This window comes from Aquabacterium sp., assembly GCF_036273115.1.
GTDB lineage: Bacteria > Pseudomonadota > Gammaproteobacteria > Burkholderiales > Burkholderiaceae_C > Aquabacterium.
Genome location: NZ_DASUIN010000034.1, coordinates 40,140 through 66,352, shown reverse-complemented (window position 1 = coordinate 66,352; position 26,213 = coordinate 40,140). Strand labels below are relative to the sequence as shown.

General features: G+C 61.8%; 21 protein-coding genes. 8 read left to right on the top strand and 13 right to left on the bottom strand.

Translation table 11 applies throughout. From position 1 onward, the window contains the following. Window positions 1-57 precede the first annotated feature (57 nt). Window positions 58-1,872 carry an ABC transporter transmembrane domain-containing protein gene (locus VFW72_RS15675; protein ID WP_329675225.1) on the bottom strand — a complete coding sequence of 605 codons (1,815 nt, stop codon included), beginning with the start codon at window positions 1,870-1,872 and terminating at the stop codon, window positions 58-60. Between the two features lie 71 nt (window positions 1,873-1,943). Between VFW72_RS15675 and VFW72_RS15670 the strand changes: the two genes are divergently transcribed. The 4 genes from VFW72_RS15670 to VFW72_RS15655 are packed head-to-tail and all read left to right on the top strand — an operon-like array spanning window position 1,944 to window position 6,784. After that, window positions 1,944-2,510, top strand: a complete 567-nt coding sequence (locus VFW72_RS15670) for a MarR family transcriptional regulator (protein WP_329675224.1) — start codon at window positions 1,944-1,946, stop codon at window positions 2,508-2,510. Beyond that, window positions 2,507-3,946 (top strand): efflux transporter outer membrane subunit, encoded by a 1,440-nt coding sequence (locus tag VFW72_RS15665; protein ID WP_329675223.1) that lies wholly within the window; start codon window positions 2,507-2,509, stop codon window positions 3,944-3,946. Before VFW72_RS15670 ends, VFW72_RS15665 begins: the two co-directional genes overlap by 4 nt. Then, window positions 3,943-5,202 (top strand): efflux RND transporter periplasmic adaptor subunit, encoded by a 1,260-nt coding sequence (locus VFW72_RS15660; protein ID WP_414638818.1) that lies wholly within the window; start codon window positions 3,943-3,945, stop codon window positions 5,200-5,202. Before VFW72_RS15665 ends, VFW72_RS15660 begins: the two co-directional genes overlap by 4 nt. A 10-nt stretch (window positions 5,203-5,212) precedes the next feature. Next, window positions 5,213-6,784, top strand: coding sequence for a DHA2 family efflux MFS transporter permease subunit (locus VFW72_RS15655; protein WP_414638817.1), 1,572 nt, complete (start codon window positions 5,213-5,215; stop codon window positions 6,782-6,784). 18 nt (window positions 6,785-6,802) lie between these two features. On the opposite strand, the gene VFW72_RS15650 is transcribed toward VFW72_RS15655, so the two are convergent. The 5 genes from VFW72_RS15650 to mutL form a co-directional block, all read right to left on the bottom strand. After that, window positions 6,803-8,743 (bottom strand): methyl-accepting chemotaxis protein, encoded by a 1,941-nt coding sequence (locus VFW72_RS15650; protein WP_329675222.1) that lies wholly within the window; start codon window positions 8,741-8,743, stop codon window positions 6,803-6,805. 127 nt (window positions 8,744-8,870) lie between these two features. Next, window positions 8,871-9,833 carry a tRNA (adenosine(37)-N6)-dimethylallyltransferase MiaA gene (miaA, locus tag VFW72_RS15645; protein ID WP_329675221.1) on the bottom strand — a complete coding sequence of 321 codons (963 nt, stop codon included), beginning with the start codon at window positions 9,831-9,833 and terminating at the stop codon, window positions 8,871-8,873. Window positions 9,834-9,842: 9 nt separating this feature from the next. Then, window positions 9,843-11,090, bottom strand: coding sequence for a multidrug effflux MFS transporter (locus VFW72_RS15640; protein WP_329675220.1), 1,248 nt, complete (start codon window positions 11,088-11,090; stop codon window positions 9,843-9,845). Continuing rightward, entirely contained in the window at window positions 11,077-12,342 is a 1,266-nt protein-coding gene (locus tag VFW72_RS15635; RefSeq protein WP_329675219.1) for a pseudouridine synthase, read from the bottom strand. The genes VFW72_RS15640 and VFW72_RS15635 overlap by 14 nt, the downstream gene beginning before the upstream one ends. A gap of 21 nt (window positions 12,343-12,363) precedes the next feature. Next, window positions 12,364-14,361, bottom strand: a complete 1,998-nt coding sequence (gene mutL, locus VFW72_RS15630; protein ID WP_329675218.1) for a DNA mismatch repair endonuclease MutL — start codon at window positions 14,359-14,361, stop codon at window positions 12,364-12,366. Window positions 14,362-14,398: 37 nt separating this feature from the next. Between mutL and VFW72_RS15625 the strand changes: the two genes are divergently transcribed. Further along, window positions 14,399-15,052 carry a DedA family protein gene (locus VFW72_RS15625; protein ID WP_329675217.1) on the top strand — a complete coding sequence of 218 codons (654 nt, stop codon included), beginning with the start codon at window positions 14,399-14,401 and terminating at the stop codon, window positions 15,050-15,052. A gap of 66 nt (window positions 15,053-15,118) precedes the next feature. On the opposite strand, the gene VFW72_RS15620 is transcribed toward VFW72_RS15625, so the two are convergent. Both VFW72_RS15620 and tsaE read right to left on the bottom strand, forming a co-directional pair. After that, window positions 15,119-16,675 (bottom strand): N-acetylmuramoyl-L-alanine amidase, encoded by a 1,557-nt coding sequence (locus VFW72_RS15620; RefSeq protein ID WP_329675216.1) that lies wholly within the window; start codon window positions 16,673-16,675, stop codon window positions 15,119-15,121. Continuing rightward, window positions 16,668-17,282 (bottom strand): tRNA (adenosine(37)-N6)-threonylcarbamoyltransferase complex ATPase subunit type 1 TsaE, encoded by a 615-nt coding sequence (tsaE, locus tag VFW72_RS15615; RefSeq protein ID WP_414638816.1) that lies wholly within the window; start codon window positions 17,280-17,282, stop codon window positions 16,668-16,670. The genes VFW72_RS15620 and tsaE overlap by 8 nt, the downstream gene beginning before the upstream one ends. A 45-nt stretch (window positions 17,283-17,327) precedes the next feature. Between tsaE and queG the strand changes: the two genes are divergently transcribed. After that, on the top strand, window positions 17,328-18,473 hold the full coding sequence (gene queG, locus VFW72_RS15610; RefSeq protein WP_329675267.1) for a tRNA epoxyqueuosine(34) reductase QueG: 1,146 nt from the start codon (window positions 17,328-17,330) through the stop codon (window positions 18,471-18,473). On the opposite strand, the gene VFW72_RS15605 is transcribed toward queG, so the two are convergent. Continuing rightward, a complete protein-coding gene (locus VFW72_RS15605; RefSeq protein WP_329675214.1) occupies window positions 18,437-19,414 on the bottom strand; it encodes an NADPH:quinone oxidoreductase family protein in 978 nt (325 codons plus the stop codon). The genes queG and VFW72_RS15605 overlap by 37 nt on opposite strands. A 130-nt stretch (window positions 19,415-19,544) precedes the next feature. On the opposite strand from VFW72_RS15605, the gene VFW72_RS15600 reads away from it, so the two are divergent. Then, window positions 19,545-21,089 carry an ArnT family glycosyltransferase gene (locus tag VFW72_RS15600; RefSeq protein ID WP_329675213.1) on the top strand — a complete coding sequence of 515 codons (1,545 nt, stop codon included), beginning with the start codon at window positions 19,545-19,547 and terminating at the stop codon, window positions 21,087-21,089. Between the two features lie 89 nt (window positions 21,090-21,178). Then, window positions 21,179-22,822: an L-aspartate oxidase gene (gene nadB, locus VFW72_RS15595; protein WP_329675212.1), complete on the top strand. Its 1,644-nt coding sequence runs from the start codon at window positions 21,179-21,181 to the stop codon at window positions 22,820-22,822. Window positions 22,823-22,840: 18 nt separating this feature from the next. Here the strand turns inward: nadB and VFW72_RS15590 are convergent, their stop codons facing one another. The 4 genes from VFW72_RS15590 to nadA form a co-directional block, all read right to left on the bottom strand. Next, window positions 22,841-23,638 carry a hypothetical protein gene (locus tag VFW72_RS15590; RefSeq protein ID WP_329675211.1) on the bottom strand — a complete coding sequence of 266 codons (798 nt, stop codon included), beginning with the start codon at window positions 23,636-23,638 and terminating at the stop codon, window positions 22,841-22,843. Window positions 23,639-23,705: 67 nt separating this feature from the next. Beyond that, on the bottom strand, window positions 23,706-23,990 hold the full coding sequence (locus tag VFW72_RS15585) for a late competence development ComFB family protein (protein ID WP_329675210.1): 285 nt from the start codon (window positions 23,988-23,990) through the stop codon (window positions 23,706-23,708). A gap of 133 nt (window positions 23,991-24,123) precedes the next feature. Then, window positions 24,124-25,029: a carboxylating nicotinate-nucleotide diphosphorylase gene (gene nadC / locus VFW72_RS15580; protein ID WP_329675209.1), complete on the bottom strand. Its 906-nt coding sequence runs from the start codon at window positions 25,027-25,029 to the stop codon at window positions 24,124-24,126. A gap of 23 nt (window positions 25,030-25,052) precedes the next feature. After that, a complete protein-coding gene (gene nadA / locus VFW72_RS15575) occupies window positions 25,053-26,171 on the bottom strand; it encodes a quinolinate synthase NadA (protein WP_329675208.1) in 1,119 nt (372 codons plus the stop codon). Between the last annotated feature and the right edge of the window lie 42 nt (window positions 26,172-26,213).

The window sequence follows — 26,213 nt, the reverse complement described above, 5'->3', positions numbered from 1 at the left end:
GGGGCGGCTCACGGTCAGGGTCCGGTAAGTGGCGAAAGAAATGGCGTAGGGGGCTGATTATCCGTGGGTTTGAAACTGCATGGAGGCCAATTTCGCATACAGGCCATTGCGGCTCATGAGTTCGGCGTGGGTGCCTACATCCACGATGCGACCACCGTCGAGCACCACAATGCGATGGGCGTTGACCACGGTGCTCAGGCGGTGGGCAATGACCAGCGTGGTGCGGCCCTTCATGGCCTCTTCCAGGGCGGCTTGCACGGCGCGTTCGCTTTCGGTGTCGAGTGCGCTGGTGGCTTCGTCCAGCAACAGCAAAGGGGCGTTTTTCAGGATGGCTCGCGCAATGCTGATGCGTTGTCGCTGACCACCGGACAGGCGCACGCCCCGTTCACCCAGGTAGGTTTGATAGCCCTCAGGCAGGCGCATGAGGAAATCGTGGGCATGCGCGGCCTTGGCCGCTTCGATGACTTCGGCTTCCGTCGCGTCCGGCCGGCCGTAACGGATGTTTTCGAGCGCGCTGGTAGAGAAGATGGTGCTGTCTTGCGGGACGATGCCGATGCGCGAGCGCAGGTCTTGCAAACTCAATTGCTTTATCGAGGTGCCGTCCAGAGTGATGTCCCCTGACTGCGGGTCGTAGAACCGCATCAGCAGCTGGAACACGGTGCTCTTGCCTGCGCCACTGGGCCCCACCAGCGCCACGGTTTCACCAGGCTGGACATGCAGGTCGATGTGGTCGAGCGCGGTCTGGTCCGGGCGCGATGGGTAATGGAACTCGATGTGTTGCAGCCTGACCTCGGCACCCGCCGGGCGATGCGGCAGGCTCAGGGGTTGGGCCGGGGCCTGGATGGGCGAGCGGCTGGAGAGCAATTCCATCAGGCGCTCGGTGGCGCCAGCAGCCCGAAGGATGTCGCCATAGACCTCGGACAAGGCCGCAACGGACGACAGCAGCAAGATCACGTAGACCACGGTCTGGCCCATGTGGCCCGCAGAAATGCGGCCCTCAACGACGGCTTGGGTGCCTTGGTACAGACCGAAGAGCAGGGCGCCGGTGACGGCGCTGATGATGAAGGCCACGAGTGCGGCGCGTGCACGAATGCGGCGCACGCCTGTGCGAAAGGCAGAAGCCGTGGCATCGTTGAAGCGTTGTGCTTCGCGTTGCTCGGCCGTGTAGCTCTGGACCACCGGGATGGCGTTGAGCACTTCCGCCGCCAGTGCGCTGGAGTCAGCCAGCCGGTCCTGACTGGCGCGAGACAGCTTGCGAACGCGTCGGCCATACAGGATGGCGGGCAGCACGACCAGCACCAGCACCCCGATGACTTGCGCCATGACATACGGGTTGGTGATCACCAGCATGACCAGTGCACCCAGGCCCATGATGCTGTTACGCAGGCCCAGCGACAGGCTGGAGCCCACCACCGTCTGGATCAAGGTGGTGTCGGCAGTCAGGCGCGAGAGCACTTCGCCAGTTCGAGTGGTTTCGAAAAACTCCGGGCTTTGTTTCAGCACATGGCCATACACCGCTTGCTTCAGATCGGAGGTGATGCGCTCACCCAGCCAGGTCACGCAGTAGTACCGGGAGGCCGAGAAGATGCCCAGTGCCACGCCCACGCCAAACAGCGCCAGAAAGTGGCCCCGCAGGGCCATGACGCGTTCGGCGGGGTCATTCGAGACAAAGCCTTGGTCGATCAGGGTGCGCAAGGCGATGGGCATGACCAATGTGGTGAGCGCAGCCAGGATAAGAAAGATCAGAGCCAGGGCGATGCGGCCCCGGTAGGGCTTCATGAATGGAGCAAGACCCGACAGCGAGCGTGCCGATGCCTGTGGGGCAGCGGGCTCGATGTGGGCGGCGGCAGGGGAGGTTTCAGACTGGGCCATGAGACGAAGGGATGGGCGACGGTCTATTATTGCTCTTGACAATATTTGCGTAGGCAAATAAATTGCTGGGCATGGTCAAACACTCTAATCCTTCTCGGGAGTCGGCGGGTTCGGCGCCATCGCCGGTCGATTTCTACGATGCTGCTGGCTACAACAGCGAAAACTCGATTGGCTACCTGATGCGCCGCATCATGTTGATGATCGTGAATCAGGCCGACAAGCGATTGGAGTCGCTTGATCTGACCCAGGCGCAATGGGGGCCTTTGTTTCTGATTCTGCAGGGACGGGCCACGACGCTGGCCGAGTTGTCTCGCGAATTGCAGATCGATGCGGGTGCGTTGACCCGAACATTGGACCGACTTGAAGCCAAGGGGCTGTGCAAACGGGAGCGATCTACCGAGGATCGCCGCGTGGTCAATCTGGCTTTGACTCCCGAAGGCAAGCAGGCCTCGGCCCAGGTGCCGCGTGTGCTGGCCGACGTGCACAACCATTTGCTGGCGGGTTTTACGCGACAGGAATGGGAGACCCTGATGAGTCTGATGCGCAGGATGCTGGCCAATGCCGAAGCCATGCGCGACGGTTGCGATTTCGGTGATGCGCCCATGAAATCGAGTCGCTGCTGTGGGGAAGAAGAATGAGCAAGTCAAGCGCCAGGCGGTCATGGCGGCCGCTTGCCCTGGCCGTGGTGTCATCAGCGACTCTGGCGATGATGTCAGGCTGTGCTTCGCACCAGGACATTCAAGCGCGAACGTCAACCCGTTTGGCTGCTGACCTGGGGGTCAAAGAACCTTCGGTGCGCGAAGCGACGAACGCCGACCCCTGGTGGCGCCGGTTGGGTGATGCGCAACTGGATGCGCTGATCACGCAGGCCCTGGAAGACTCGCCCTCGATGAGTATGGCGCAGGCCCGCATGGCGAGAGCCCAGGCGCAGGCACGGTATGTGAGTGGGGCGGATGAGCCGCAAGTGCAACTGACAGGCGAAGTCGAGCGCCAGCGCTACTCGGCGCTGGGCTTGTTCCCGCCGCCGCTGTCGGGGCACCCGATCACGCTGGGAACCCTGCAGCTGGAAGGTTCTTGGGAACTGGACTTGTTTGGGCGTCAACGCGCCGAGTTGGATGCAGCTGTAGGACAGGCGCGAGCGGCTGAGGCGGATTCGGAGGCCGCTCGGGTGCTGCTGTCGACTCAGCTCGTCCGAGCTTATGTTCAGTTGGGCCGCTTGCTGGCCCAGCGTGACGTGATCCAGCGTTTGCTGACGCAGCGAGAAGAGGTTCTGGCTCTGGTGCGCCAGCGCGTGCAGGCCGGCCTGGACACTGCTGTGGAATTGAAGCAAGGGGAAGGAGCGCTTCCGGATGCCCGGGTCCAGCTTGAAGCCGTTCAAGAGCAGATTGTGCTGGCTCGGCATGCCCTTGCTGCACTCGCAGGCAAAGGGCCCAACTCGCTGGATGCGTTGTCGCCCGACTTGAGTGCGCTGCGTGCGCAATCGGCCCCGGTGCAGGTGCCGGTGGATTTGCTTGGTCGCAGGGCAGATATTCAGGCTGCGTTGTGGCGAGTCGAGTCTGCCGGGCATCAGACCGAGGCGGCCCGTGCTTTGTTTTACCCCAATGTCAATCTGGTCGCGTTTGCGGGCGTCAATGCCAAAGGGCTGGATCGCCTGTTCGACAGTGGCTCTCAGCAATGGGGCCTGATGCCAGCTGTGCACTTGCCCTTGTTCGAGGGAGGGCGTCGACGAGCCAATTTGCAGGGCCGAGTGGCTGAGCAGGATCTGGCTGTCGCTCAGTATCAGCAAGCCGTGTTCGACGCGGTGCGGGATGCGGCAGACCAGATCACGTCGGTGCAATCGATTGAGCGGCAGCGGCGCGAGCAGGCACAGGCGCAGGCCAGTGCCGAAGCAGCCTATCAGTTGGCCCTGCAGCGCTACCGTGCGGGCCTGGGGACCTATCTGACGGTGCTCAGCGCTGAGTCGGCCGTATTGAACCAACGCCGTGCTGCGGTCGACCTGCTGGCACGCACCATTGATACACAAGCCGCGCTGGTGAGAGCGCTGGGCGGCTCTTTTCCCGGAGATGCTTCATGAACCCGAGCCAAGTGAGTGGCGCTGAGAGCAGTCAACCTTCGCGCCCCGCCGTGCGTGGTTTGGTGGTGGCCTTGGCTTTGGGGGGCGTGGCCTACGGTGCGTATCACTTCGCGATGTCAGGCAAAGTGGAACACACCGATAACGCTTATGTGCAGGCCAACGTCGTGCAAGTGACTCCGGCTGTGGGCGGGACGGTGCTGTCCATTGGCGCAGACGACACCGACCTGGTTCGCCCGGGGCAAGTGTTGCTGAAGTTGGACCCGGCCGATGCCCAGGTCGCCCTGGATCAGGCGCAGGCACAACTGGCGCAGACTGTGCGCGAGGTGCGCACCCTGTTTGCCAACAACGGCAGTCTGCAGGCGCAGATTCAACTGCGGCAGGCGGATGTGGCCAAGGCGCAAAATGAAGTCGCTCGCGCGCAAGACGACGTCAAGCGCCGTGCTCCTTTGGTGGCAACTGGAGCGGTTGGCCAGGAAGAGTTCAACCACAGTACGGCGCAGTTGACATCGGCACGCTCAGCCTTGGCTGCTGCTCAGTCCGCATTGAGTGCTGCGCAAGAGCAGTTGCTCGCCAATCAATCTTTGACCGATGGCACCACCATCGCGCAGCATCCGAACGTGGCCCGTGCGGCCGCGCGGGTGCGTGAGGCCTATCTGGCGTGGAAGCGCGTTGAACTGCCCGCACCGGTGGGCGGCTATGTGGCCAAGCGCAATGTGCAGGTAGGGCAGCGCATTCAAGCGGGAACACCGGTGATGTCGCTGGTGTCGTTGGACCAGGCTTGGGTGGATGCGAACTTCAAGGAAAGCCAGCTGCAACGTATTCGCATTGGTCAACCGGCTACCCTGACGGCAGACGTGTACGGGCAGAAGGTGGTCTATCACGGCTCGGTGGTGGGCTTGTCAGCAGGGACGGGGGCCGCGTTTTCCTTGCTGCCCGCCCAGAACGCCACCGGCAACTGGATCAAGATTGTCCAGCGTGTGCCGGTTCGTATTGCGTTGCAGGCCGATGAGTTGAAGGCCCACCCCTTGCGAGTGGGGTTGTCGATGGAGGTTGAAGTCGATGTGAGCCAGCAATCTGGTGCCATGTTGGCTCAAACCCCGCGGCAGGAGCCCGTGGCCCGGACTGAGGTGTTCGATGCGGTTCAGAAGGATGCAGAAGCCTTGGTCAGTCGCATCATCGTGGCCAATGCGGGACGTGTGGGCACACAGCAGGCCGCCGCAGCGGTGAAGTCGTCCGGCAAGCGTCCTCGCGCCTGAGGAGCGGCGCATGGCTCAGCCTCAAGCGGCCGCAGCAGCGGCGTCTGGCATGACCCCTCCGCCGCCGCTGACCGGCGGCAAGTTGGTCGCTGGTACGGTGGCCTTGTCTCTGGCGACGTTCATGAACGTGCTGGACTCGTCCATTGCCAACGTGTCCTTGCCTGCCATTGCGGGCGATCTGGGGGTGAGCCCCACGCAAGGCACGTGGGTGATTACCAGTTTTGGTGTGGCCAATGCCATCTCGGTGCCTTTGACCGGATGGTTGACGCAGCGCTTCGGGGCTGTGCGTCTGTTCACGCTGAGCGTGCTGTTGTTCGTGCTGGCATCTTGGCTGTGCGGTTTTGCACCGTCGCTGGAATGGCTGATTGCCTTTCGGGTGCTGCAAGGCCTTGTGGCCGGGCCCATGATCCCTTTGTCGCAAACTTTGCTGCTGGCGAGTTATCCGCCGGCCAAGGCCGGGGTGGCTCTGGCCATGTGGGCCATGACGACGCTGGTGGCGCCGGTCACCGGCCCGCTATTGGGTGGCTGGATCACCGACAACGTCACCTGGCCCTGGATCTTTTACATCAATGTGCCCGTGGGGTTGGCGGCTGCAGCGGTGACTTGGCGCATCTTTGCCAGCAGGGAAACGCCCATACGCAAGGCGCCTATCGATTCGGTTGGTCTGGGATTGCTGTTGCTGTGGGTCGGATCGCTGCAGATCATGCTCGACAAGGGCAAGGAATTGGATTGGTTTGAAAGCGGCCAGATTCAAGGTCTGGGCTGGACAGCCTTGATTGGCTTCATCTTGTTTGTGTACTGGGAACTGAAGCAAGCGCATCCGGTGGTCGACATCCGGCTGTTTGCACGTCGCAACTTCGTTCTGGGAGCCATGGCCTTGTCCGTGGCCTACTGCTTGTTTTTCGGTAACGTGGTGCTGGTGCCCATGTGGCTGCAGCAGTACATGGGCTATACCGCCACGGCCGCGGGCATGGCCATGGCGCCGGTGGGATTGTTGGCCATCGTGCTGTCGCCCTTGGTCGGCAAGAACGTCACGAGGGTCGATCCCCGTGGTTTGTCGACTGTGGCCTTCCTTGGTTTTGCCTTGGTGCTGTGGATGCGCTCGCACTTCACGGTCCAGGCGGACATGACCACCATCCTGATTCCAACCGTGTTGCAAGGGGCGGCCATTGCCTTCTTCTTCATTCCCTTGAGTGCCATCACCCTGTCTGGGTTGACTCCGGACAAGATTCCCTCGGCATCGGGTTTGAGCAATTTCTGCCGTATCACGGCTGGGGCGATGGGCACGTCGGTGGTCACCACCATCTGGGATGACCGAGCCACCTTGCACCATGTTCATCTGGTCGAGAAGGTCAGCGTCACCGACCCGGCTGCGATCGAAGCCATTGGCGGTTTGACTCGCATGGGCCTGAGCATGGAGCAGGCGCTGGCACAGGTCACCCGTCTGATTGATCAGCAGGCTTTCACGCGGGCGGCTGACGATGTCTTTCTGGTCTCGGCCTGGTTGTTCCTGGCTTTGATTCCACTGGTGTGGCTGGCCAAGCCCGCGCGAGGTGCCGCGGTGGACTCAGGTGCCCACTGAGGCACCTGAGCTACACCGTTACCGAACCTCGGCGGGGTTGAATTGGAACACAGCAATGCCTTCGGTGAGCTGTTGAGCTTGCTTGCGCAGGTTGGTGGCCGACTCGTTTGATTCGCGCACCAGTGCCGCGTTTTGCGAGGTCATGCCGTCGAGTTGGTTGATCGAGTGGTTGACCAGCACGAAGCCGCTGGACTGTTCTTGCGTGGCCGACGAAATCTCGCCAATGATGTCGGTAACCTGCTGGTTGCTACGCATGATGGCTTCCATATTGGTCCCGGCTTGATTGACCAGTTGAGAGCCTGTGCCGATTTTTTCCAGGCTGTCGTTGATCAGTGATTTGATTTCCCTGGCCGAGTTGGCCGTGCGTTGGGCCAGGCTGCGAACCTCGCTGGCCACCACCGCAAAGCCTCGCCCACTTTCGCCGGCGCGAGCCGCCTCGACGGCTGCGTTGAGCGCCAGGATGTTGGTCTGGAACGCAATGCCGTCGATCAGGCCAATGATGTCGGCGATCTTCTGGCTAGCGGTGGAGATGTCATTCATGTTCGACACCACCTGAGCCATGACCTGGTGCCCCTCGTTGGCGGTGGCTTTGGCTGAGCGGGCCAGTTCGTCGGCTTGCTTGGCCGAGTCAGCAGTTTGCTGAACGGTGCTGGTCAGCTGGTTGATGGCCTGGCTGGTGGACTCCAGGTTGCTGCTGGTGACATGGGTTCGCTCGTTGAGTTCATGGCTGCCCGAGGCGATCTGGCTGGAGGCCGCTGACACGGCGTCAACCGATTGAGTCAGCGAGCTGAGTATGCGCACCCAGCCCAGCCGCGCCGCCTCCAGCGCGTTCATGCAGCGTCCGATCTCATCGCGAGAGTCGGTGGCGCAGCTGCGTGTCAGGTTGCCTTGAGCCAGCAGGTTGGCCACGGTTTCCATTTGGTGAATCGGGTTCAGGATGCCTTTGACCATGCTGGTCATGATGGCCACCCCCAGGCAAGACAGCGCCAGGACCACGGCAATTTGAATGGCCATGGCCCGCTGGGCCTCACTTTGACGCTGGTTCAGTTCGACCTCGACGCGTTCGGTGATCGACAAGGTGATCTGATTGACATCGTTGATGAAGGTCGTCGCGTAGTCAAAGAACTCGGTGGCACGCATGGAGGCGGCTTTGCTGCCGGTGTCTCCCTGGATGGCGGAGCGCGCGTCGGCCGAGAATGCCCGCAGTGCCTCGAGTTTGCTCAGCGCGGGGGTCACCAGCGTGCGGCCCAAATCGGGGTTGAGCTGAGCCACGGCTTTCAGGTGCATGTCGATATGAGCGATGCGCTCAAGCAGGCGCCCATGGCTGTCCAAGGCTTGTTGAACATCCGAGGCATTGCCACCTTGGTCACCCAGATAGGCCGTGCCCAAGCCACGCATGCGGGCAGCCAGTTCGCTGATGCGGGGGCCTTCTTGAAAGCCGCTGATGATCAGCAGGTAGGTGGTGTCTTGTGGATCGAACAGCAAATTGGATTTACCCGCGCTGTCGAAGAGCAGATGCAGCAATTGGTCGATCAATTGGCTGTGCTGGGCAAAGCTTTGGTCTATGTTGAGTGCGCGGCTTCGCACTTTCGTGTCAAGTTCGGCGATCTGTGTGGACAGCTGTTTGGCCGTCAGGCTCAAGGTGTCGTCGAACCCCGCTGCTTGCCACTGGCTGGCGTAGTCCTGCAGCAGTTGGCTGGATTGCGAAGCGGTGTCGCTCAGCTTGGGGCCGGTTTTGTCGGAGCCTTGCAGCCATGGCCCCGAAAGGCCGCGGTGGCGCTGCAATTGGTCAATTGCCTTGAGCAACACCAAGGCGGGTTTGACCCCGTCTTGCTCTGAGCGCGTGAAATGAATGGTCTCCAAGCCTGATCGGATCAACAGACCCAGGGGAATCAGGGCAATGAGGCAAATGAAGATGCACAAACCAATCAGGCGTTGGCGGATGGACAGGGCGTTCATGATCGTCAGTACAGCAAGTCAAATCTGTTGACTGTGATGCTGCCTGTTTGGCGCGATTGGATAAGTCCGAACAAGGTTTGGAAAATTCGATTGTTCGGCGAGCCTCTTCAGAACGCGCTTTTTTGTCCTATTTGCTCAGCCAATCAAGCACCAAGTTGGTGTTGATTGGCTCGTCGCACGCCAAAGTGGTGCGCCACGGCATGCTGCGCAGCCAGGTGATCTGGCGCTTGGCCAACTGGCGTGTCGCCGCGATACCTCGCTCCATGGTGGCTTCCAACTCGCGCGGCGAATTCAAGTCGGCACCGGCATCCAACGCCTCCCAAACTTGTCGATAGCCCACACAGCGCATGGAAGGCAGATCGGGGTGCAGATCGCCCCGGGCGCGCAAGCGAAGGACTTCGTCGACAAAGCCTTGTTCCATCATCAGCCGGTAACGCAGGGCAATGCGCTCGTGCAGCCAGGCCCGGTCATTCGGCTCAAGTGACAGCATGATGGTGCTGGCCTGTTTGGCTGCCAACTCTTGAGGGGAGCGTGTGGTGTGGAAGGCCGACAGGGGGCGGCCTGTGGTGTGCCAGATTTCCAGCGCACGCTGAATGCGTTGGGTGTCTCCAGGTGCCAGTCGGGCGGCGGTGACCGGGTCCACTTGCTGCAACTCAGCGTGCAAGGCTTGTGGGCCCCGCTCGCGCATGCGTTCGTCCAGTTGGGCACGCACCTGCGGGTCGGCTGCAGGCATGTCGTCCAGGCCCTCCATCAAGGCTTTGACGTACAGCATGGTGCCGCCGACAAGCAAGGGGGTGCGCCCACGTTCGCGAATTTCGCTCATCAGGCGCTGGGCATCATTCACAAAACGCGCCGCGCTGTAGCTTTCCAGCGGGTCGAGGATGTCAATGAGGTGGTGGGGTACCTGCGCCAACTCTGCTGGGGTCGGTTTGGCCGTGCCAATGTCCATGCCTCGGTAGATCAGGGCCGAGTCGACGCTGATGATTTCGAGGTCGACTTCTTGCGCCAGGGCCAGTGCCAAGGCTGTTTTGCCAGAGGCGGTCGGGCCAGCGAGGATCCAGGTCTTGTCGGTGCGGAGTGAGCGTGTCATGCGAAGGAATCAGTCGGCATCCGAAGGAGGCAGGCCATGCTGCCGAACCAGTGTAAAGGCGACCCAGGCTGTACTCATGCCACCCAGTGTCATGCCCAGGTTCATGGGGTGGATGGAATGGGTCAAGGCCGGCAAGCCAGTGAGCAGTGACAGCACCAGTCCCACCAGAAAAGCCACCGAGGCCAGAACGAAACCAGACAAGGCCGAAGCGGCGCCCGCCTGTTGGGGGAAAGCCGACACCACGCCGGTTTGCCCGCAGGGCTGATGAATGCCGTGGGCGAATGCGTAAAGCCACATGCCGGGCAGCAAGGCCCAGGCGGCAGGCAAATTGAACAGCATGCTGTAGAGCGACACTGCCGCCATGTACAAGCCGCCGGCCAGGGAAAAGCGACCTGCCAGTGACACCGTGCCGATCAGCCCGTGGGTGGGCAGCCACTTGCGACAAAAGAAAGTGCCCACCAGATACGACAGTGAAAGTGTGGACATGTACACCCCATACACCGCTTTGGAGCAATGCAGGATGTTGATGAATGCGAACGACGACAGGGCGAGGTAAACGAACAGCCCGCCGTAAGTGGAGGACGTGAGCAGAGTATGGGCACGGAACGTCGGGTGGCGTGCAATCTGAACCCATTGGCGCAGCAAATGGCCCCAGTCCAGCCGTGTCTGGCGGCGGTGCGGGGGCAGGGTTTCAGGCAGGAACAGCCACACGAACAGCAGAATCAGCAGGGCGCAGATGGCCAATGAGCCCATGGTGGCTCGCCACCCCAGCCAGGTCGCCGTCAGCCCCCCGGTGATGGGGCCGATCAGCGCCAAGGCGCCCAGTCCGGTCATGCCGCGTGCCATGATGCGGGCGCCTTCTTCCGGTTGAAACAGGTCGCGAATCATGGCTCGCCCACACATCACCGTGGCCGACAGGCAAGCACCTTGGGCCACACGTGCGAGAACCAGGGTGTGGCCGTCTTGCGCGATCACGGTCAGCAAACTGGCCAGTACAAACAAGGTCAGGCCACAGCGCAAAACCACCTTGCGCCCCCACCGGTCGGAAATGGGGCCCCAGATCAGCTGGCCCATACCGAATGACAAGATCAGTCCCGACAGGGTGGCCTGAGCTTGCGCGGGCGTGAGATGCAGGCTTTGCTGCATTTGCGGCAAGGCAGGCAGGTACATGTCGGTGGTCAATGGCTGCAGGCCCGTCAGCAGGGCCACCGCCATCACGACCACCCAGGTCGGCAGGAGGTTTTTAGAACTGCTCATCGGGGCGCAGGAATCGCCATTGCCCCATGGGCAGGTCGCCCAACGCAATGCGGCCCATGCGCACACGCTTGAGGCCCACGACTTTCAGTCCGACCAGTTCGCACATGCGGCGAATCTGGCGCTTGCGGCCCTCGCGCAGCACGAAGCGCAGCTGGTGTTCGTTCTGCCAGGACACCTTGGCGGGCTTGAGCTGGCGGCCATCGAGTTCGAGGCCGAAACGCAGTTGATCGATCGCCTCTGGCGGCACGACGCGGGATACGTCCGTGGCATCAGGTTGGGCCATGTACTGCACCCGCACCAGGTACTCTTTTTCGATGCCCGAGTCTTCGCCAATCAGGGCCTTGGCGATGCGGCCGTCCTGCGTCAGTACCAACAGGCCGGTGGAGTCGATGTCCAGCCGCCCGGCGGGCGCCAAGTTGCGCAAGTGGCCGCGCGTCAGTTGGGTGCTGACCCGGTCTGCTGACCAGCGGTTTTCCGGGCGAATCAGCGCGACAGCGGGCTCATAGCCATCTTCGGCCTGACCGCTGACGTAGCCAATGGGCTTGTTGATCAGGATCGTGACACGCTGTGCTTGTTGCGTGCGAGCCAGCGGGTCAATGGTGATGCTGACGTCGGGGAACACGCGGGTCCCCAATTCTTCGACCACTTCACCGTTGACACGTACCCAGCCTTGTTCAATCCACTCGTCGGCTTCGCGACGCGAGGCCAGACCCCGTTCGCTCATGAGCTTGGACAGGCGCATGCGGCCATCGTCGTGGCTGCTGACTTTGGGCAGGGCAGGTGCAGCGGTGCGTGGGTACGCTTCACCTTCATCACGAGTGGCGTGCGCAGGACGCGTTGGACGTGTGTCTTGCCGGTCGCGAGGTTCGTGAGTGCCATAGGAGGCAGGGCCTGAGCGGGTGGACGGCGCTCGGCGCTCGCTGCGTTGACCCCGTTCTGCGGACTCGTGGCGAGGCCCTCGCTCGCCTCGATCGGCATAGCCTGCGCGGGGGCCACGGTCTGCGCGAGTGGCGTGGCCGTCGCGGGGGGATCGATCAAAGCGATCACCACGCTCGCTGGGGGGGGCGAAGTCGCCGCGTTCTGCGCGTTGGGCGCGTTCTTCACGCGCTTTGGCTGCTTGCTCGGCGGTGGGGCGTTGGCGGGGGGCAGTGCCGCTGCCGCGCACCGGGGCGCGGCGAGGGCCACGGTCGCCTTCGGCGGTGGGGGCACCCGCAGCGGGTTTGTTGAGCGTCAGCTTCTTGCGTTCGGTCATGGCTACTTTCGAGACAGGGGGTCAGCGACCGCGGAGGAACAACGCATCGAGTTCCTTGAGCGTGAGTTGGCGCCAGGTCGGGCGCCCGTGGTTGCATTGATCTACGCGTTCGGTCGCTTCCATGTCGCGCAGCAGAGCATTCATTTCGGTCAGGGTCAGGCGGCGGTTGGCACGCACGGCGCCATGGCAGGCCATGGTGGCCAGCAATTCGTGCTGGGCTCGTTTGATGACGTCGCTGGCCTCTACCTGGGCCAGTTCGGCCAACACTGACCGAGCCAGCTCGATGCCGTCGGCTTGGGTCAGCGCCTGGGGGGTCGATCGCAAGGCCAACTTGCCTGGGCCGATGGCATCCAGGTCCAGCCCCAGGCTCAGCAGCGTGTCGCGTTGGGTTTCGGCGGTGGCCATTTCCTGCGGCGTGGCGGCAAACACCAAGGGAATCAGCAAAGGCTGGCTTTCCAGCCGTTCGTGCGCCAACTGGGCCTTCAGGCGTTCGTACACGACGCGTTCGTGCGCCGCGTGCATGTCCACGATGATCAAACCCTTGGCGTTTTCAGCCAGCACATAAATGCCGCCGATTTGTGCCACGGCGCGGCCCAAAGGCCAGTCATGGGGCGCGTCGGCTGGTGCCTCCGGGTTCGCCTGTGTGGCGGGGGCAGACCACTGGGTCGTGCTGATGCGCTCTTGCACCTGCATACCGAGGGTATAGGAAGCGTCGTTCGCTTCCTGGTCATCGGCCAAAGGGTTGGCTTTGACCTTGGGAGCCGCCTCTGTGGACGCAGCGCCAACCGGCCAGCCAGCCCAACGCTGGCTGGGGGCCGCATCGGCGACCATGGGTGCCCCCAGAGGCAGGGCCGACTGGTCGCGTGTCATCAGCGGCAGTGTCGGTGCAGTGGTGGCACCTTGTGTGGGCACCGACATGGCCGAGCCGGTTGCGGTCACGTGTGCGGGTTTATTGCCGCTCGTGTGGGCCGGCGCTTCCGATTCAGACGGTGTCACCACGGTAGGTGCTGGCACCTGGGCGCGAGACAAGGCCAGGCTGGCTTCCACCGCCTTGCGCACCGCCTGATGCACTTCGCGCGAGTCACGGAAGCGCACTTCGATCTTGGTGGGGTGCACGTTCACATCGACCCGATCCGGGGCGATTTCGATGAACAGCACATAGGTTGGCTGGCGCGATCCGTGCAGCACATCTTCGTAGGCGGCGCGAATGCCATGCGCAATGAGCTTGTCGCGCACATATCGGCCATTCACGTAGCAGTATTGCCAGTCGGATCGTGAACGTGCCGCATCAGGCAGGCCCGCGCGGCCATGCACGCGCATGGGGCCAATGGTCAGGTCAACGGGGCGGCTGTTTTGAATGAAGTCGTCCCCGAGGACATCCAGCACACGTTGGTCGGGTGTGCCGGGCCGCCACTTCTCAACCAGCTTGCCTTCGTGCCACACATCGAACCCCACGTCGGGTCGGGCCAGTGCGTGGCGCCGCACCGATTCCAGGCAGTGGGCCAGTTCGGTCGCTTCACTCTTGAGGAACTTGCGGCGTGCGGGGGTGCTGAAAAACAGTTCACGCACCTCCACGCTGGTGCCCACCTGCCGTGCGGCTGGGCTCAATTCGCCCGATCGGGCGTCCAGACGGTGGGCGTGGCCATCCTGATGGGTGCGACTGGCCACCGACATTTCCGATACCGAGGCAATGGCCGCCAGCGCTTCACCCCGAAATCCCATGGTGCCGACGTTTTCCAGGTCATCCAGCGAGCGAATCTTGCTGGTGGCGTGCCGGCGCAGGGCCAGAGGCAATTCGTCCACCGGAATGCCGTGGCCATCGTCTTCGACCAGGATGTGCCGAATGCCGCCCGCCATCAGCTTCAGCGTGATCTGGCTGGCGCCGGCATCCAGGGCGTTGTCCACCAACTCCCGCACAACCGAGGCGGGGCGCTCGACCACCTCGCCGGCGGCAATCTGGCTGATGAGTTCGTCGGGCAGCTCACAAATAGAGCGTCGGGCGGGGGCAGAGGTGGTCATGCCCGGGATTGTACGAAGCTGCCCCGATAATGCGCGGATGGACATCGCACACTTTCTGATTGATTTCATCCTCCACGTCGACAAACACCTGGCCGAATTCGTCCAGATGTACGGCGTTTGGGTCTACGCCTTGCTCTTCCTGATCGTGTTTGTTGAAACCGGTCTGGTCGTCATGCCCTTCCTGCCGGGCGACTCATTGCTGTTCATCGTAGGCACCCTCAGTGCCTCGGGGGCCATGAGCCTGCCGGTGGCCATGGCCGTGCTCTTGGTGGCCGCGATCGGGGGCGACCAGTTGAATTACAGCATTGGGCGGTATCTGGGCCCCAAGGTATTCCAGTGGGAAGACTCGCGTTGGTTCAACCGCAAAGCCTTCAATGCCGCGCACGACTTTTATGAAAAGCACGGGGGCATCACCATCATCGTGGCCCGCTTCATGCCCTTCATTCGCACTTTTGCTCCCTTTGTGGCTGGCGTGGCGGAAATGAACCGCGCCACCTTCACGGCCTACAACGTGGTGGGCGGCTTGATCTGGGTGGTGGGGCTGACGTTGGCTGGCTACTGGTTCGGCAACATCCCATTTGTACAGGCCAACCTGAGCAAAATCATCTGGGCCATGATCGTGATACCTGGTTTGCTGGCTTTGTTCAGTGGCTGGCGCGCCACCCGTGCCAGCCAGAAAACGGCAAGCTGAGTCCGCGAGACGACCTTCCCAATGAAAACGGCCCCGAGAGATCGGGGCCGTTGTGCTTTGAGCGGGTCACAGTGCCCGGTTGCGAGCCAGCGGTGGGTTCTTCGCAAAGTAGCGTTGAATGCCCAGCAGCAAGGCGTCGGCCAGTTGGTGCTGGTAGTCATCGTCGTTGAGCTTGGACTCTTCTTCGGGGTTCGAGATGAAGCCCGTTTCCACCAGGATCGACGGGATATCGGGTGCCTTCAGCACGGCAAACCCGGCTTGCTCCACGTGTGGCTTGTGCAGTTTGCTGACCTTGCCCAAGTGGCCCAGCACTGCGCTGCCCAGCTTCAGGCTGTCCTTGATCTGAGCCGTGGTGGACATGTCAAGCAAGGCTTTCAGCACACCCGCGTCCTTGGCCTTCAGATTGACGCCGCCCACCACATCACTGGCGTTTTCTTTTTGCGCCATCCAGCGCGCAGCTGCGCTGGTGGCGCCGTTTTCCGACAGCGCAAACACCGAGGCACCACGGGCCTTGGGGTTCATGAACGCATCGGCGTGAATGGAGACAAACAGGTCGGCTTGCACCCTACGGGCCTTCACCACCCGCTCTTGCAGGGGCACGAAGTAGTCCGACTCGCGCGTCAGCATGGCGCGCATGCCGGGTTGGGCGTTGATCTTGGCGCGCAGTTTTTGCGCCACGGCCAACACCACGTCTTTCTCAAACAAGCCGCTGGGGCCGACCGCGCCTGGGTCTTCACCGCCATGGCCGGCATCCAGTGCCACGATGACCAGTCGTTGCGCGCCTTTGCGGCCAGGTACACCGGTGTTTTGGTCGACCGCAGCAACCTCGCGTTCGGGCTTGTCGGGCAATGGGGTGTCCTTGCCGTCTTTGCCTTTGGCCAGGGTTGAGGCTTTGTCCCCGACCTTTTCGCCCGGCTTGCGTTTGAGGTCGCCAATGAAATCGCCCAGGGCATCGTTGACGCTGTTGGCGGCCTGAGTAGATTGGGTGCTGCCTGATTGAGCAGGGCGCGCAACGGTGTTGCCACCTGCCTCGACGCTGGGCGTTGCGCCTGCCGCGACGGAGGGCAATGGCGCGGGCGGGGCCGATGCTGGGACCCCCAGAGTTGCCGCAGGCGTGCGCGTCGGCGTTTGCAGAGCCAGTTGCGGATCAGGCGCTTGTGTGGGGTACAGGTCGAACACCAGACGGTGCTGGTAGGCCGCTACCGGAGCCAAGCCGAACACCTGAGGCTTGATGGCCTGCTTCAAGTCAATGACCAGCCGGGCCACCTTGGGACGGTTCTGGCCCACGCGAATGCCGGCAATGTAGGGGTCGTCGCTCGAGACCTTGCGCACCAGTTCCTTGAGTTGGTGGTTCAGCTCCAGCCCTTCCACGTCAATGACCAGACGGTCGGGGTTGGGGACAGCAAAGTACTGGGCCTTGAGTTCGGTGTCTGACTCCAGCGTGACTCGCGTGTAGTCTGAAGCCGGCCACACTCGCACAGCCAGCAATTGCGCCCCCCAGGCCAGCTCGCGCGGACCCAGCCACAACACCACGCTCCCTGCCAGGGCTTGCTGGAGCATGCGGCGGCGGCCCGCCTGTGGGGAAGGTAAAGCGGTTTGGGTGTGATCGCGGTGCTTACTCATGCACAGACCCTCCCTGAAACACACTGGGGGCGGTCGCTTCAAATGAAGGCTCATTGCCTGAGTCTGTCAAGGACGACAACCAGAAGCGGCCCTGAGCCGACACACCTTTGATGCGAACGATGCGTTGGTCGTTGACCAAGGGCTCGATGACCACTTGAAGATCGGGTCTTGGCAGCAGGCCTGCCGCCTTGTCGGGCCATTCCACCAGCTTCAGCCCCGGGCTGGCAAACAGATCACGAAAGCCGGCGTCCTCCCACTCCTGTGGGTCGTTGAAGCGGTAGAAGTCAAAGTGATAGGCCGCCGCAATCGGGCTTTCATGCTGTTCCACAACCGCATAGCTGGGGCTTTTGATGCGGCCTTCAACCCCCCACGCGCGCAAAAGATGTCGGGTGAACGTGGTTTTGCCCGCACCCAGCGTGCCATGCAGCTCAATGATGGCCGAGCCGCCTTGGCGAAGTTGCGGAATCAAGGCCTTGGCCAGACGCGCAGCCATGACAGCACAGTCCCCTTCGTCGTTCCAGACGAAGTCGGCTTGAGATGGGCCAAAAGAAGAGTCAGAGCTTGCTACGATCGTCACATGAATCAGGCGCCGCTTCCCCAGAACCATTCACTTCACGTTGTTGCACCAGAGGTGCCAAACGCGGCAGTCGTGATGGAGAAATTGCGCCAATGGGCCACGGAACTCGGATTTTCACAGATTGGCGTAGCCGATGTGGATTTGTCAAGTGCCGAGGCAGGTTTGTTGGCCTGGCTGGAGGCGGGCTTTCACGGCAGCATGCACTACATGCAGGCCCATGGCCTGAAACGGGCGAGGCCGGCTGAGCTGGTGCCGGGCACGGTGCGGGTGGTGACCGCTCGCATGGACTATCTGCCCAAAGGCCTGGCTTCCGACTGGCAAGCCATCGAGTGGGACCGCCTGTCCAAGCCGGATCGGGCAGGGGTGTCGGTCTACGCCCGAGGGCGTGACTATCACAAGGTCTTGCGGGCGCGTCTGCAGACACTGGCCCAACGTTTGGCCGATGAAGTTGGCCCTTACGGCTTTCGCGTGTTCACCGATTCGGCTCCGGTGCTGGAGGTTGAACTGGCTTCGCGCAGCGGCCTGGGCTGGCGCGGGAAACACACCTTGCTGCTGTCGCGTCAGGCGGGGTCGTTCTTCTTCCTGGGTGAAATCTTCATTGATATTCCCTTGCCGGTGACCGAACCCGAAACAGCCCATTGCGGCAGTTGCCAGGCGTGTCGCGACGTGTGTCCCACGCAGGCCATTGTGGGCGACCAGCGGGTGGATGCGCGCCGTTGCATTTCCTACCTCACCATCGAGCACGACGGGCCCATTCCTGAAGAGTTGCGCCCCTTGTTGGGCAACCGCATTTACGGCTGTGACGACTGCCAACTGGTCTGCCCCTGGAACAAGTTTGCCCAGCGCGCTACTTTGCCCGACTTCGACACCCGCAAGGTGCTGGATGGGCCGGGGCTCCTGGACTTGTGGGCTTGGGACGAAGCCACCTTCTTGCGTCTGACCGAAGGCAGCCCGATTCGACGCATTGGGCACGAACGCTGGCAGCGCAATCTGGCCGTGGCCATGGGCAATGCCTTGGCGGCTTACCCGGGCAATGGCTTGTCAGCGTCTGACCGCGACGCCATTGAAAACGCCCTGCGCGCCCGACTACATGGTTTGCAGGGTTCGGGTGGGGCAGGGCGCGAGGACGGGCAAGAGGCTGGGTGCAGTGAACTGCTGGCCCAGCACATTGAATGGGCCTTGGCTCAGTCGTTGACCAGAACCAGTTTGCCGCGCACCTGACGCGAGCCCATCAGCGCGAAGGCTTCCTTCAACTGCGACATGGGCAACTTGTGCTCGATCACGGGTTTGATCTTGCCTTCCATGTACCAGGCAGCCAATTGCATCAGGCAGGCCGCATTGTTCTGGGGTTCGCGCTTGGCGAATTCGCCCCAGAACACGCCCATGACCGAAGCACCCTTGAGCAAGGTCAGGTTCAGCGGCAGAGAGGGAATCGCGCCATTGGCAAAGCCGATGATCAGGTGGCGGCCCCGCCAGGCAATCGAGCGGAAGGCAGCCTCCGTCAGATCGCCGCCCACTGGGTCGTAGACCACGTCGGGACCTTTGCCTTCGGTCAGCGTTTTCAGTTCATCGCGCAGGTTGGCGGTGCTGTAGTTGATGGTCGCATCGGCGCCCAACTGCTTGCACAGCGCGCATTTCTCGTCAGACGAAGCCGCCGCAATCACCTTGGCGCCGGCAGCCTTGGCGATCTGGATGGCAGCGGTGCCCACGCCGCCTGCAGCGCCCAGCACCAGCACGGTTTCACCGGCCTTGAGTGCGGCGCGGTCCATCAGCGCATGGTAGGTGGTGCCGTAGGTACACAAGAATGCCGCGGCATCTTCGAACGAAAATGCAGGGGGCAGGGGCATGAGCACGGCAGCCGGGGCCACGGTGTGCGTACCAAACCCACCCAGGCCGGCGAAACCAGCCACCGATGTACCCACGCTCAGGTGCTTGACGCCTTCGCCTACCGCTTCCACCACGCCGGCGAACTCGGCGCCCGGCACGAAGGGTGGGTTGGGCTTCATTTGATACTTGCCTTGAACGATCAACAGGTCAGGAAAGTTCAAACTGGCCGCCTTGATGGCAACGCGAACCTCGCCTTTGCCGGGCTCGGGCGTGGGCGCTTCTTTCCAGGTCAGGGCATCGACGCCGGTTGGGTTGTCGCAAATCCAGGCTTGCATGGTGTCTCCGTTGGGAATCTGATCGGAATGGTTTTGGGAATGCTGTGGCGGCCATGTTAGCAGTGGCGGGCAGCCTAAAATCCGGCCTTCTTCTGATGCGCGTGCGGCTTGGCGCCGGCCACGAAACCTGATGTCTTCGATCTCCCCTCCTGGTTCAGTCCGACTGTCGCGGTGGCTGTGGTTTGTGGCCTTGGCGTCGCTGCTGATGCGCTTGTGGGTGTCGGCCGTTCTGCCCATGACCGGCGACGAAGCACTGTTTTACTGGTGGTCGCGCTTTCCGGACTACGGCTACTACGATCATCCGCCTATGGTCGGCTGGTGGATTGCTGCCTCTCGGGCTTTGTTGGGCGAGTCAGAGTGGGCGGTGCGCATGACTGCCAGCTTGCTGCCCCTGGGCGTGGGCGCAGCCATGTGGTGGGCCTGGGCCCCTGAAAACCGCGAACGTGCCGCATGGGCCGTATTGTTGTTCTGGCTGGCGCCCGTGAACTGGCTGGGCGCCTTGGTGACCACCGACACGCCCTTGATTCTGTGGGCCGCCTGGTCCGCAGCGGCCATGGTCCGCGCTGAGGCTCGGACCCAGCGCGTGGGCGACCACGGGCAATCGGCCTGGGCCTTGTATGGGCTCAGCGGTGTGTTCCTTGGGCTGGCGTTTCTGTCGAAGTACTTTGCGGTGTTGCTGGGGGTGGCGTATGCCGCCTACTTCCTGGCCTTCCAGCGCAAGAACTGGCGGGGTTTGATGTGGGTGGTTCTGGCCAGCTTGCCGCTGGTGGCGGTGAACGTGGTCTGGAACCTGCACCACTGCTGGACCAACATCATGTTCAACTTGTTCAACCGCAATGAAGATGCGGCGTTTTCAGCAGGCAAGCCCTTGGCTTACCTGGGCATGATGGCCTACTTGATCAGCCCTGTGGTGATCTGGCTGGCGATTCGCCATCGGCAGGCGCTGACGGCCACATTGCGCTCGCAAAAGCTGGTGGCCTGCATGGCCCTGGTTCCCTTGGTTTGCTTTGGCTTGATGTCGGGCAAAAAGGTCATTGGCCTGCACTGGGTGCTGGGCTTCTATCCCTTCCTTTTCGTGCTGTTGGCCTGGATGCTGCCGCCTACCGCCCTGAAGACCGCAGCCAAGGGCTTGGCCGCGTTCCTGGGCCTGCACCTGCTGGTGGCGCTAGGGGCTTCCACCTTGAATCTGGAGCAGTTGCAATCGTTCAAGCACTATCACCGCTTGGTGGAAGCCGCGCGCGCCAAACAAGTGGTAGCCCAGGCGCAAGCCCCGGGGGTGGTGCTGATGGCACGCGCCTATTCTTCGGCGTCGATTTACGGCTATGCAGCCGGTCACCACGTGCCCGTGTTCGGCATGGGCAGCGTGCACGCCCGGCAAGACGATCTGGTGTTTGACTACCGCAGCGTGAACGGCAAGACCATTCACGTCATCTTGGACCGAGAGCCCGACTTGATTGACTACCGGCCCTATTTCGAGTCGGTGCGGGTGCGCCCCATCCAGGTCAGCGGAGCCGACTTCTACGTGGTCGAAGGCCAAGGTTTCCGTTACGAGGTTTATCGGAACCAGATCATGGCGCAGATCAACCGCCTGTATTACCGTTTTCCTAGCTGGTTGCCGGTGCAGGGTTGCGCATTTTGCGAGCGTTACTGCGGCCAGGCGCGCTGTCAGCCTTGAGCCCCGAGGGGCCATTGGCTGACCACTTAGAATGCATCGTTAGCCACCACAGCCTGTGGCAAGAACTGTCTTGAGAGCCCCCGATTTGTATGTCTGCTGAGTCCCAATCGTCTTTGCCCGTGGTCATCGTGGGGGCCGGCCTGGCCGGTTTGACTGTCGCCTTGCACCTGGCCGAGACGCAGCCTGTGATCGTACTGGCCAAGCGTCAGCTGGGCGAGGCTGCTACCGCGTGGGCCCAGGGCGGCATCGTGGGTGTGCTGGGCAGTGACGACAGCATCGACTCGCACGTGCGCGACACGCAGGAAGCGGGCGCCGGTCTGGTTGATGAGCGCACGGCCGAATTCATCGCCCGCCACAGCGCCGAGGCCGTGGAGTGGTTGGTGAAATGTGGCGTACCGTTTTCGCCCGACCCGGAAGGCCCCTTGGGCCTGCACCTGACCCGCGAAGGCGGCCATGCTGTGCGCCGAATCGCGCATGCTGCCGATGCCACTGGCAAGGCCATTCACGACGTGCTGCTTGACGAGGTGCGTCGCCACCCCAATATTGCCTTGCGCGAGAAGTGGATGGCGATCGACCTGATCACCAACCGGCACCTCAAGCGCAATGGCATGCAAACCGTCTTGGGTGATGTGGAGCCCCGCTGCCATGGCATCTACGCGCTCGACATCGAGAACCAACGCGTGGAAACCTTGGCGGCATCGGCGGTGGTCATGGCCACCGGGGGCGTGGGCAAGGTCTACCGCTACACCAGCAACCCCGACACCTCCACGGGTGACGGCATCGCCATGGCCTGGCGTGCCGGCTGCCGGGTGGCGAACATGGAGTTCATTCAGTTCCACCCGACCTGTCTGTATCACCCGCAGGAACGCAGCTTCCTGATCACCGAGGCTTTGCGAGGCGAGGGTGCCATCTTGCGCTTGCCCGACGGCACCCGCTTCATGCCCGAGCACGACGAACGAGGCGAATTGGCCCCGCGTGACATCGTGGCCCGTGCCATTGACTTCGAGATGAAGAAGCACGGTCTGGACTACGTGTTGCTCGATGCCACCCATCTCGGTGAGGCGTTCCTCAAGGAACATTTCCCCACGATTCATGCGCGTTGCCTGTCCTTGGGCATCGACATCGCTCGCCAACCCATCCCGGTTGTGCCGGCCGCCCACTACACCTGCGGCGGCGTGGTCACCGACCTGCATGGACGAACCGATTTGCCCGGTCTCTATGCCGTGGGCGAGACCACCTATACCGGGCTGCATGGTGCCAACCGATTGGCAAGCAATTCCTTGCTGGAGTGCGTGGTGTTGGGTCGCACGTGTGCAGAAGACATCCAGGCCCAAATTCCTGAGTCCATGCCCAAATTGCCAGGGTGGGACGAAAGCCAGGTATCTGATGCCGACGAAGAGGTCGTCATTTCCCATAACTGGGACGAACTTCGCCTGGTGATGTGGAACTACGTGGGCATTGTGCGCACCACGCGTCGCCTGGAGCGTGCCTTGCACCGCATCAAGCTGCTGCGCAGCGAGATCGACGACTACTATGCCGCCTTCCGTGTGACCCGCGATTTGCTGGAACTGCGCAACTTGGTGGATTGCGCCGAGTTGATCGTGCGTTCGGCCTTGTCACGCCAGGAAAGCCGGGGGCTGCATTTCAGCCGCGATTACCCCCGTACCTTGCCGGTCAGCTTCCCAACCATTTTGTGCAAGAAGGCCAAAAAGAAAGACGCCTGGCTGCCTTGATGGCAGCCAGGGCTTGGCTCAGCTGCGGCTTTCTCGGGGGCGCAGGTTTCGCTCGATTTTGATCAGAATCGACAGGAACACGATGATCAAAAATCCCAGGAAAGAGCCTCCAGCGACATACAAGTTTGTCATCGCTTTGGCCTTTTCCATCAAGTACTCGGCTTGAGCGTTTTCGAGCTTTTCGTTGTGTTCGTCAATGCTGTTCTGGAATGAGGTTTTGAAATTATTCAGAACCTCGTCAGCAACGCTGATTGCAGATGTTGTCGCGGCGCGAGCTATCACGGTTTTGTCGGCAAAAGTCTTTTCCGAAACGTCGGCAAGGTTTTTTGCGCACGCTTCAATGTGCTGCCCTTTCTCGAAAGACTTGCAGACATATTTCAGATGCTCATCCATCGCTTGCTTATTGACTGATGGCGGCGCCTCTGGTGGGTCAATGACCTCACGTGCTATGCCATTCTCATCCAACTCGTAGCGATGTTTAGGTTCGGCGGGCTTTTGGTATTTTTGAATGAACTGAGCAATCGCTGCCACCGCTCTATCGTAGAACGGCTGGTTGGGATCTTTTGCGGAGCCTGCTTGGTCTTCGCTTTCTGGTGTTCCTGTGGTCTCGCGCTTGTTTTGTTCTTTGCCGATGACCGATTCAATCACTTGTTGGTCAGAGGCTTTTGGCGTGAATTCTGTTTCTTTTGGCTCTCCCGCCAGAAGTTTCCAAGAGCCACCTCCGTAAACTGCAACGGCAACCAACAGAATGGTTGCAATCACGATCACCATGAAACGCAAAATTGCCAGATAGGCTGATTCAAGCTTTTGCAGCATAGGTACTCCCTGCCACTATTTTGTGGCTGTTGTTAATGTGATGGGGGGCGCTCTTGTCAGAGCGTTTTTATCGGCGTGCGCGCATGGCCACGCGGGCCTGAACGAACTCGAATGCGTAGGCAACGGCTTCGTTCACGAGCGTCTCGTTCTCGGCTCGCTCTTTTTCGGTCAGATAGAAGGCCAGGTCCACCTGATGGCGAATGTAGCGGGTGGGCAGGCGGTTCAAGGCCACGCAAGCCACATCGGGCAGCAGGTCTTCATCGAGTGCCGGATACTGATGGGCCATGGCCATCACGGCGTCGACGACAGGGTGCTCGTAGTAGTTGCGCAGAGAGGTGAAATCGGCAGGCATGGGGTGTCACTCCATGAAGGGACTTCACAGTGTGCGCCGACTGAGCCATTTTGTGGCGTGAAAAACCGCCGTCTTGCTGCCTTTGTTTGGCCTCAAGTCGCCTTGAGGCCTGCCGACGAGATCGGCGCCAGAATCAGTCGATGCGTTCGATCACGCGCAGCGAGAAGTCCACGGCTTTGACATCTTTGGTCAGCTTGCCGATCGAGATGCGATCCACGCCGGTGACGGCGATGTCGCGCAGCTGATCCAGTGTCACCCCACCAGAGACTTCCAGCAGGGCTTCACCTTGCAGCATCTCCTGGTTGATGGCGACGGCGGCGCGCATCATGTCGTAGTCGAAGTTGTCCAGCAACACGCTCTTGGCACCTGCGGCAAGGGCTTCGCGCAGTTCGTCCAGGGTTTCGACCTCGACCTGAACGGTGATCTGTTCTCGTTGCGGCGAGGGCTGCGCCGCCACCAGATCCAGCGCGTTCTTCACGGCGGCCGTCACGCTGCCTGCGGCAGCAATGTGGTTTTCCTTGATGAGGATGCCGTCGTACAAGGCCAGTCGCTGATTGGCGCCACCCCCCACGCGCACCGCATACTTTTGAGCCAGACGCAGGCCGGGCAGCGTCTTGCGGGTGTCCAGCACCACGCAGCCGCGTGGATTGGGCGAGGCCCCTTCAATGGCTGCCATGTGGCGGTGGGTCAGCGTGGCCACAGCCGACAAGGTTTGCAGGAAGTTGATGCCTGGGCGCTCTGCGGTCAGCATGGCACGGGCATTCGCCTGGATGGCACACACTTCGGTGTTGGGGGCCATCAGGGCACCCTCAGCGTAGGCCCAGGTGACCGTTGCCTTGGGGTCGAGTGTGAGCAAGCAGGCCTCGAACCATTCGCGGCCACACAGCACGGCTTCCTCGCGCACGATCAGGCGGGCCTTGACACGCTGGGTGGCGGGAACCAGTTGCGCGGTCCAATCGCACACGCCCACGTCTTCGAACAGGGCATCGCGGACGTTACGGTCGCGGGCTTCTTGCAGGGTCTCGTTGTGGTCAAACATGATGTGTGATGCGTATCAGGGGATCAGGCCGCGCCAATGTTGCGCACGAAGCCTTGAGCGGGTTTGGTGATGGCTGCGGGGTTTTGAGCCACAAAGCTCAGCATGCGGTCAATGCAGTTGTGTGCCTTGACGCGAATGGCTTCCTCGACGGTGATTTCCCCTGTGCCTTGTTCCAGACAGGCCAGTACGCCTTGCAGGCTGTTCATGGCCATCCAGGGACAGTGTGCGCAACTCTTGCAAGTGGCGCTGTTGCCGGCGGTGGGGGCCTCGATGAGCACCTTGTTGGGGGCCATCTGTCGCATGCGGTGCAAGATGCCGTTGTCGGTGGCCACGATGAACTCGGGGGCATCTGATTCGATCACCGCCTTGAGCAACTGCGAGGTCGAGCCCACCACATCGGCTTGCGCCACCACGCTTTCAGGCGACTCGGGGTGCACCAGCACCAGGGCCTTGGGGTGATCCTTCTTCAGCAGGTCGAGTTCCAGACCCTTGAACTCGTCGTGCACGATGCAGGCGCCATTCCACATCAGCATGTCGGCGCCGGTTTCCTTCTGGATGTAGCGACCCAGATGACGATCGGGGGCCCAGAGAATCTTCTCCCCCTGGTCCTTGAGGTGCTTGACGATGGCCAGCGCGCACGAGGAGGTCACCATCCAGTCGGCACGCGCTTTGACCGCAGCGCTGGTGTTGGCGTAGACCACAACCTTGCGGTCAGGATGGGCGTCGCAGAACTTCGCGAAATCATCGGCCGCGCAGCCCAGGTCGAGCGAGCAGGTTGCATCGAGATCGGGCATCAGCACGCGCTTTTCGGGGCTGAGGATCTTGGCCGACTCTCCCATGAACTTCACGCCGGCCACGACCAGGGTGGTGGCGGCATGGTCGCGACCGAAGCGGGCCATCTCCAATGAATCGGACACGCATCCACCGGTTTCTTGAGCCAGGTCCTGCAGGTCGCCATCCACGTAGTAGTGGGCCACCAGAACGGCGTTCTTGGCTTTGAGTAGCTCCTTGATCCGCGCCTTGGTGACTTCTTTTTCCTGAGGGTTCAGCGCGGGAGGGACTTTCGCCCAAGCGTGGGCGGTGCAGGTCACGCCTTCAGCGTCCTGCCGGTCGTAGTCGTATGAAACGGTTGAGTTCGACATGATCGTGACGTTCGAAAAGTGGCTGGGCCGAGTAGTGGGCCG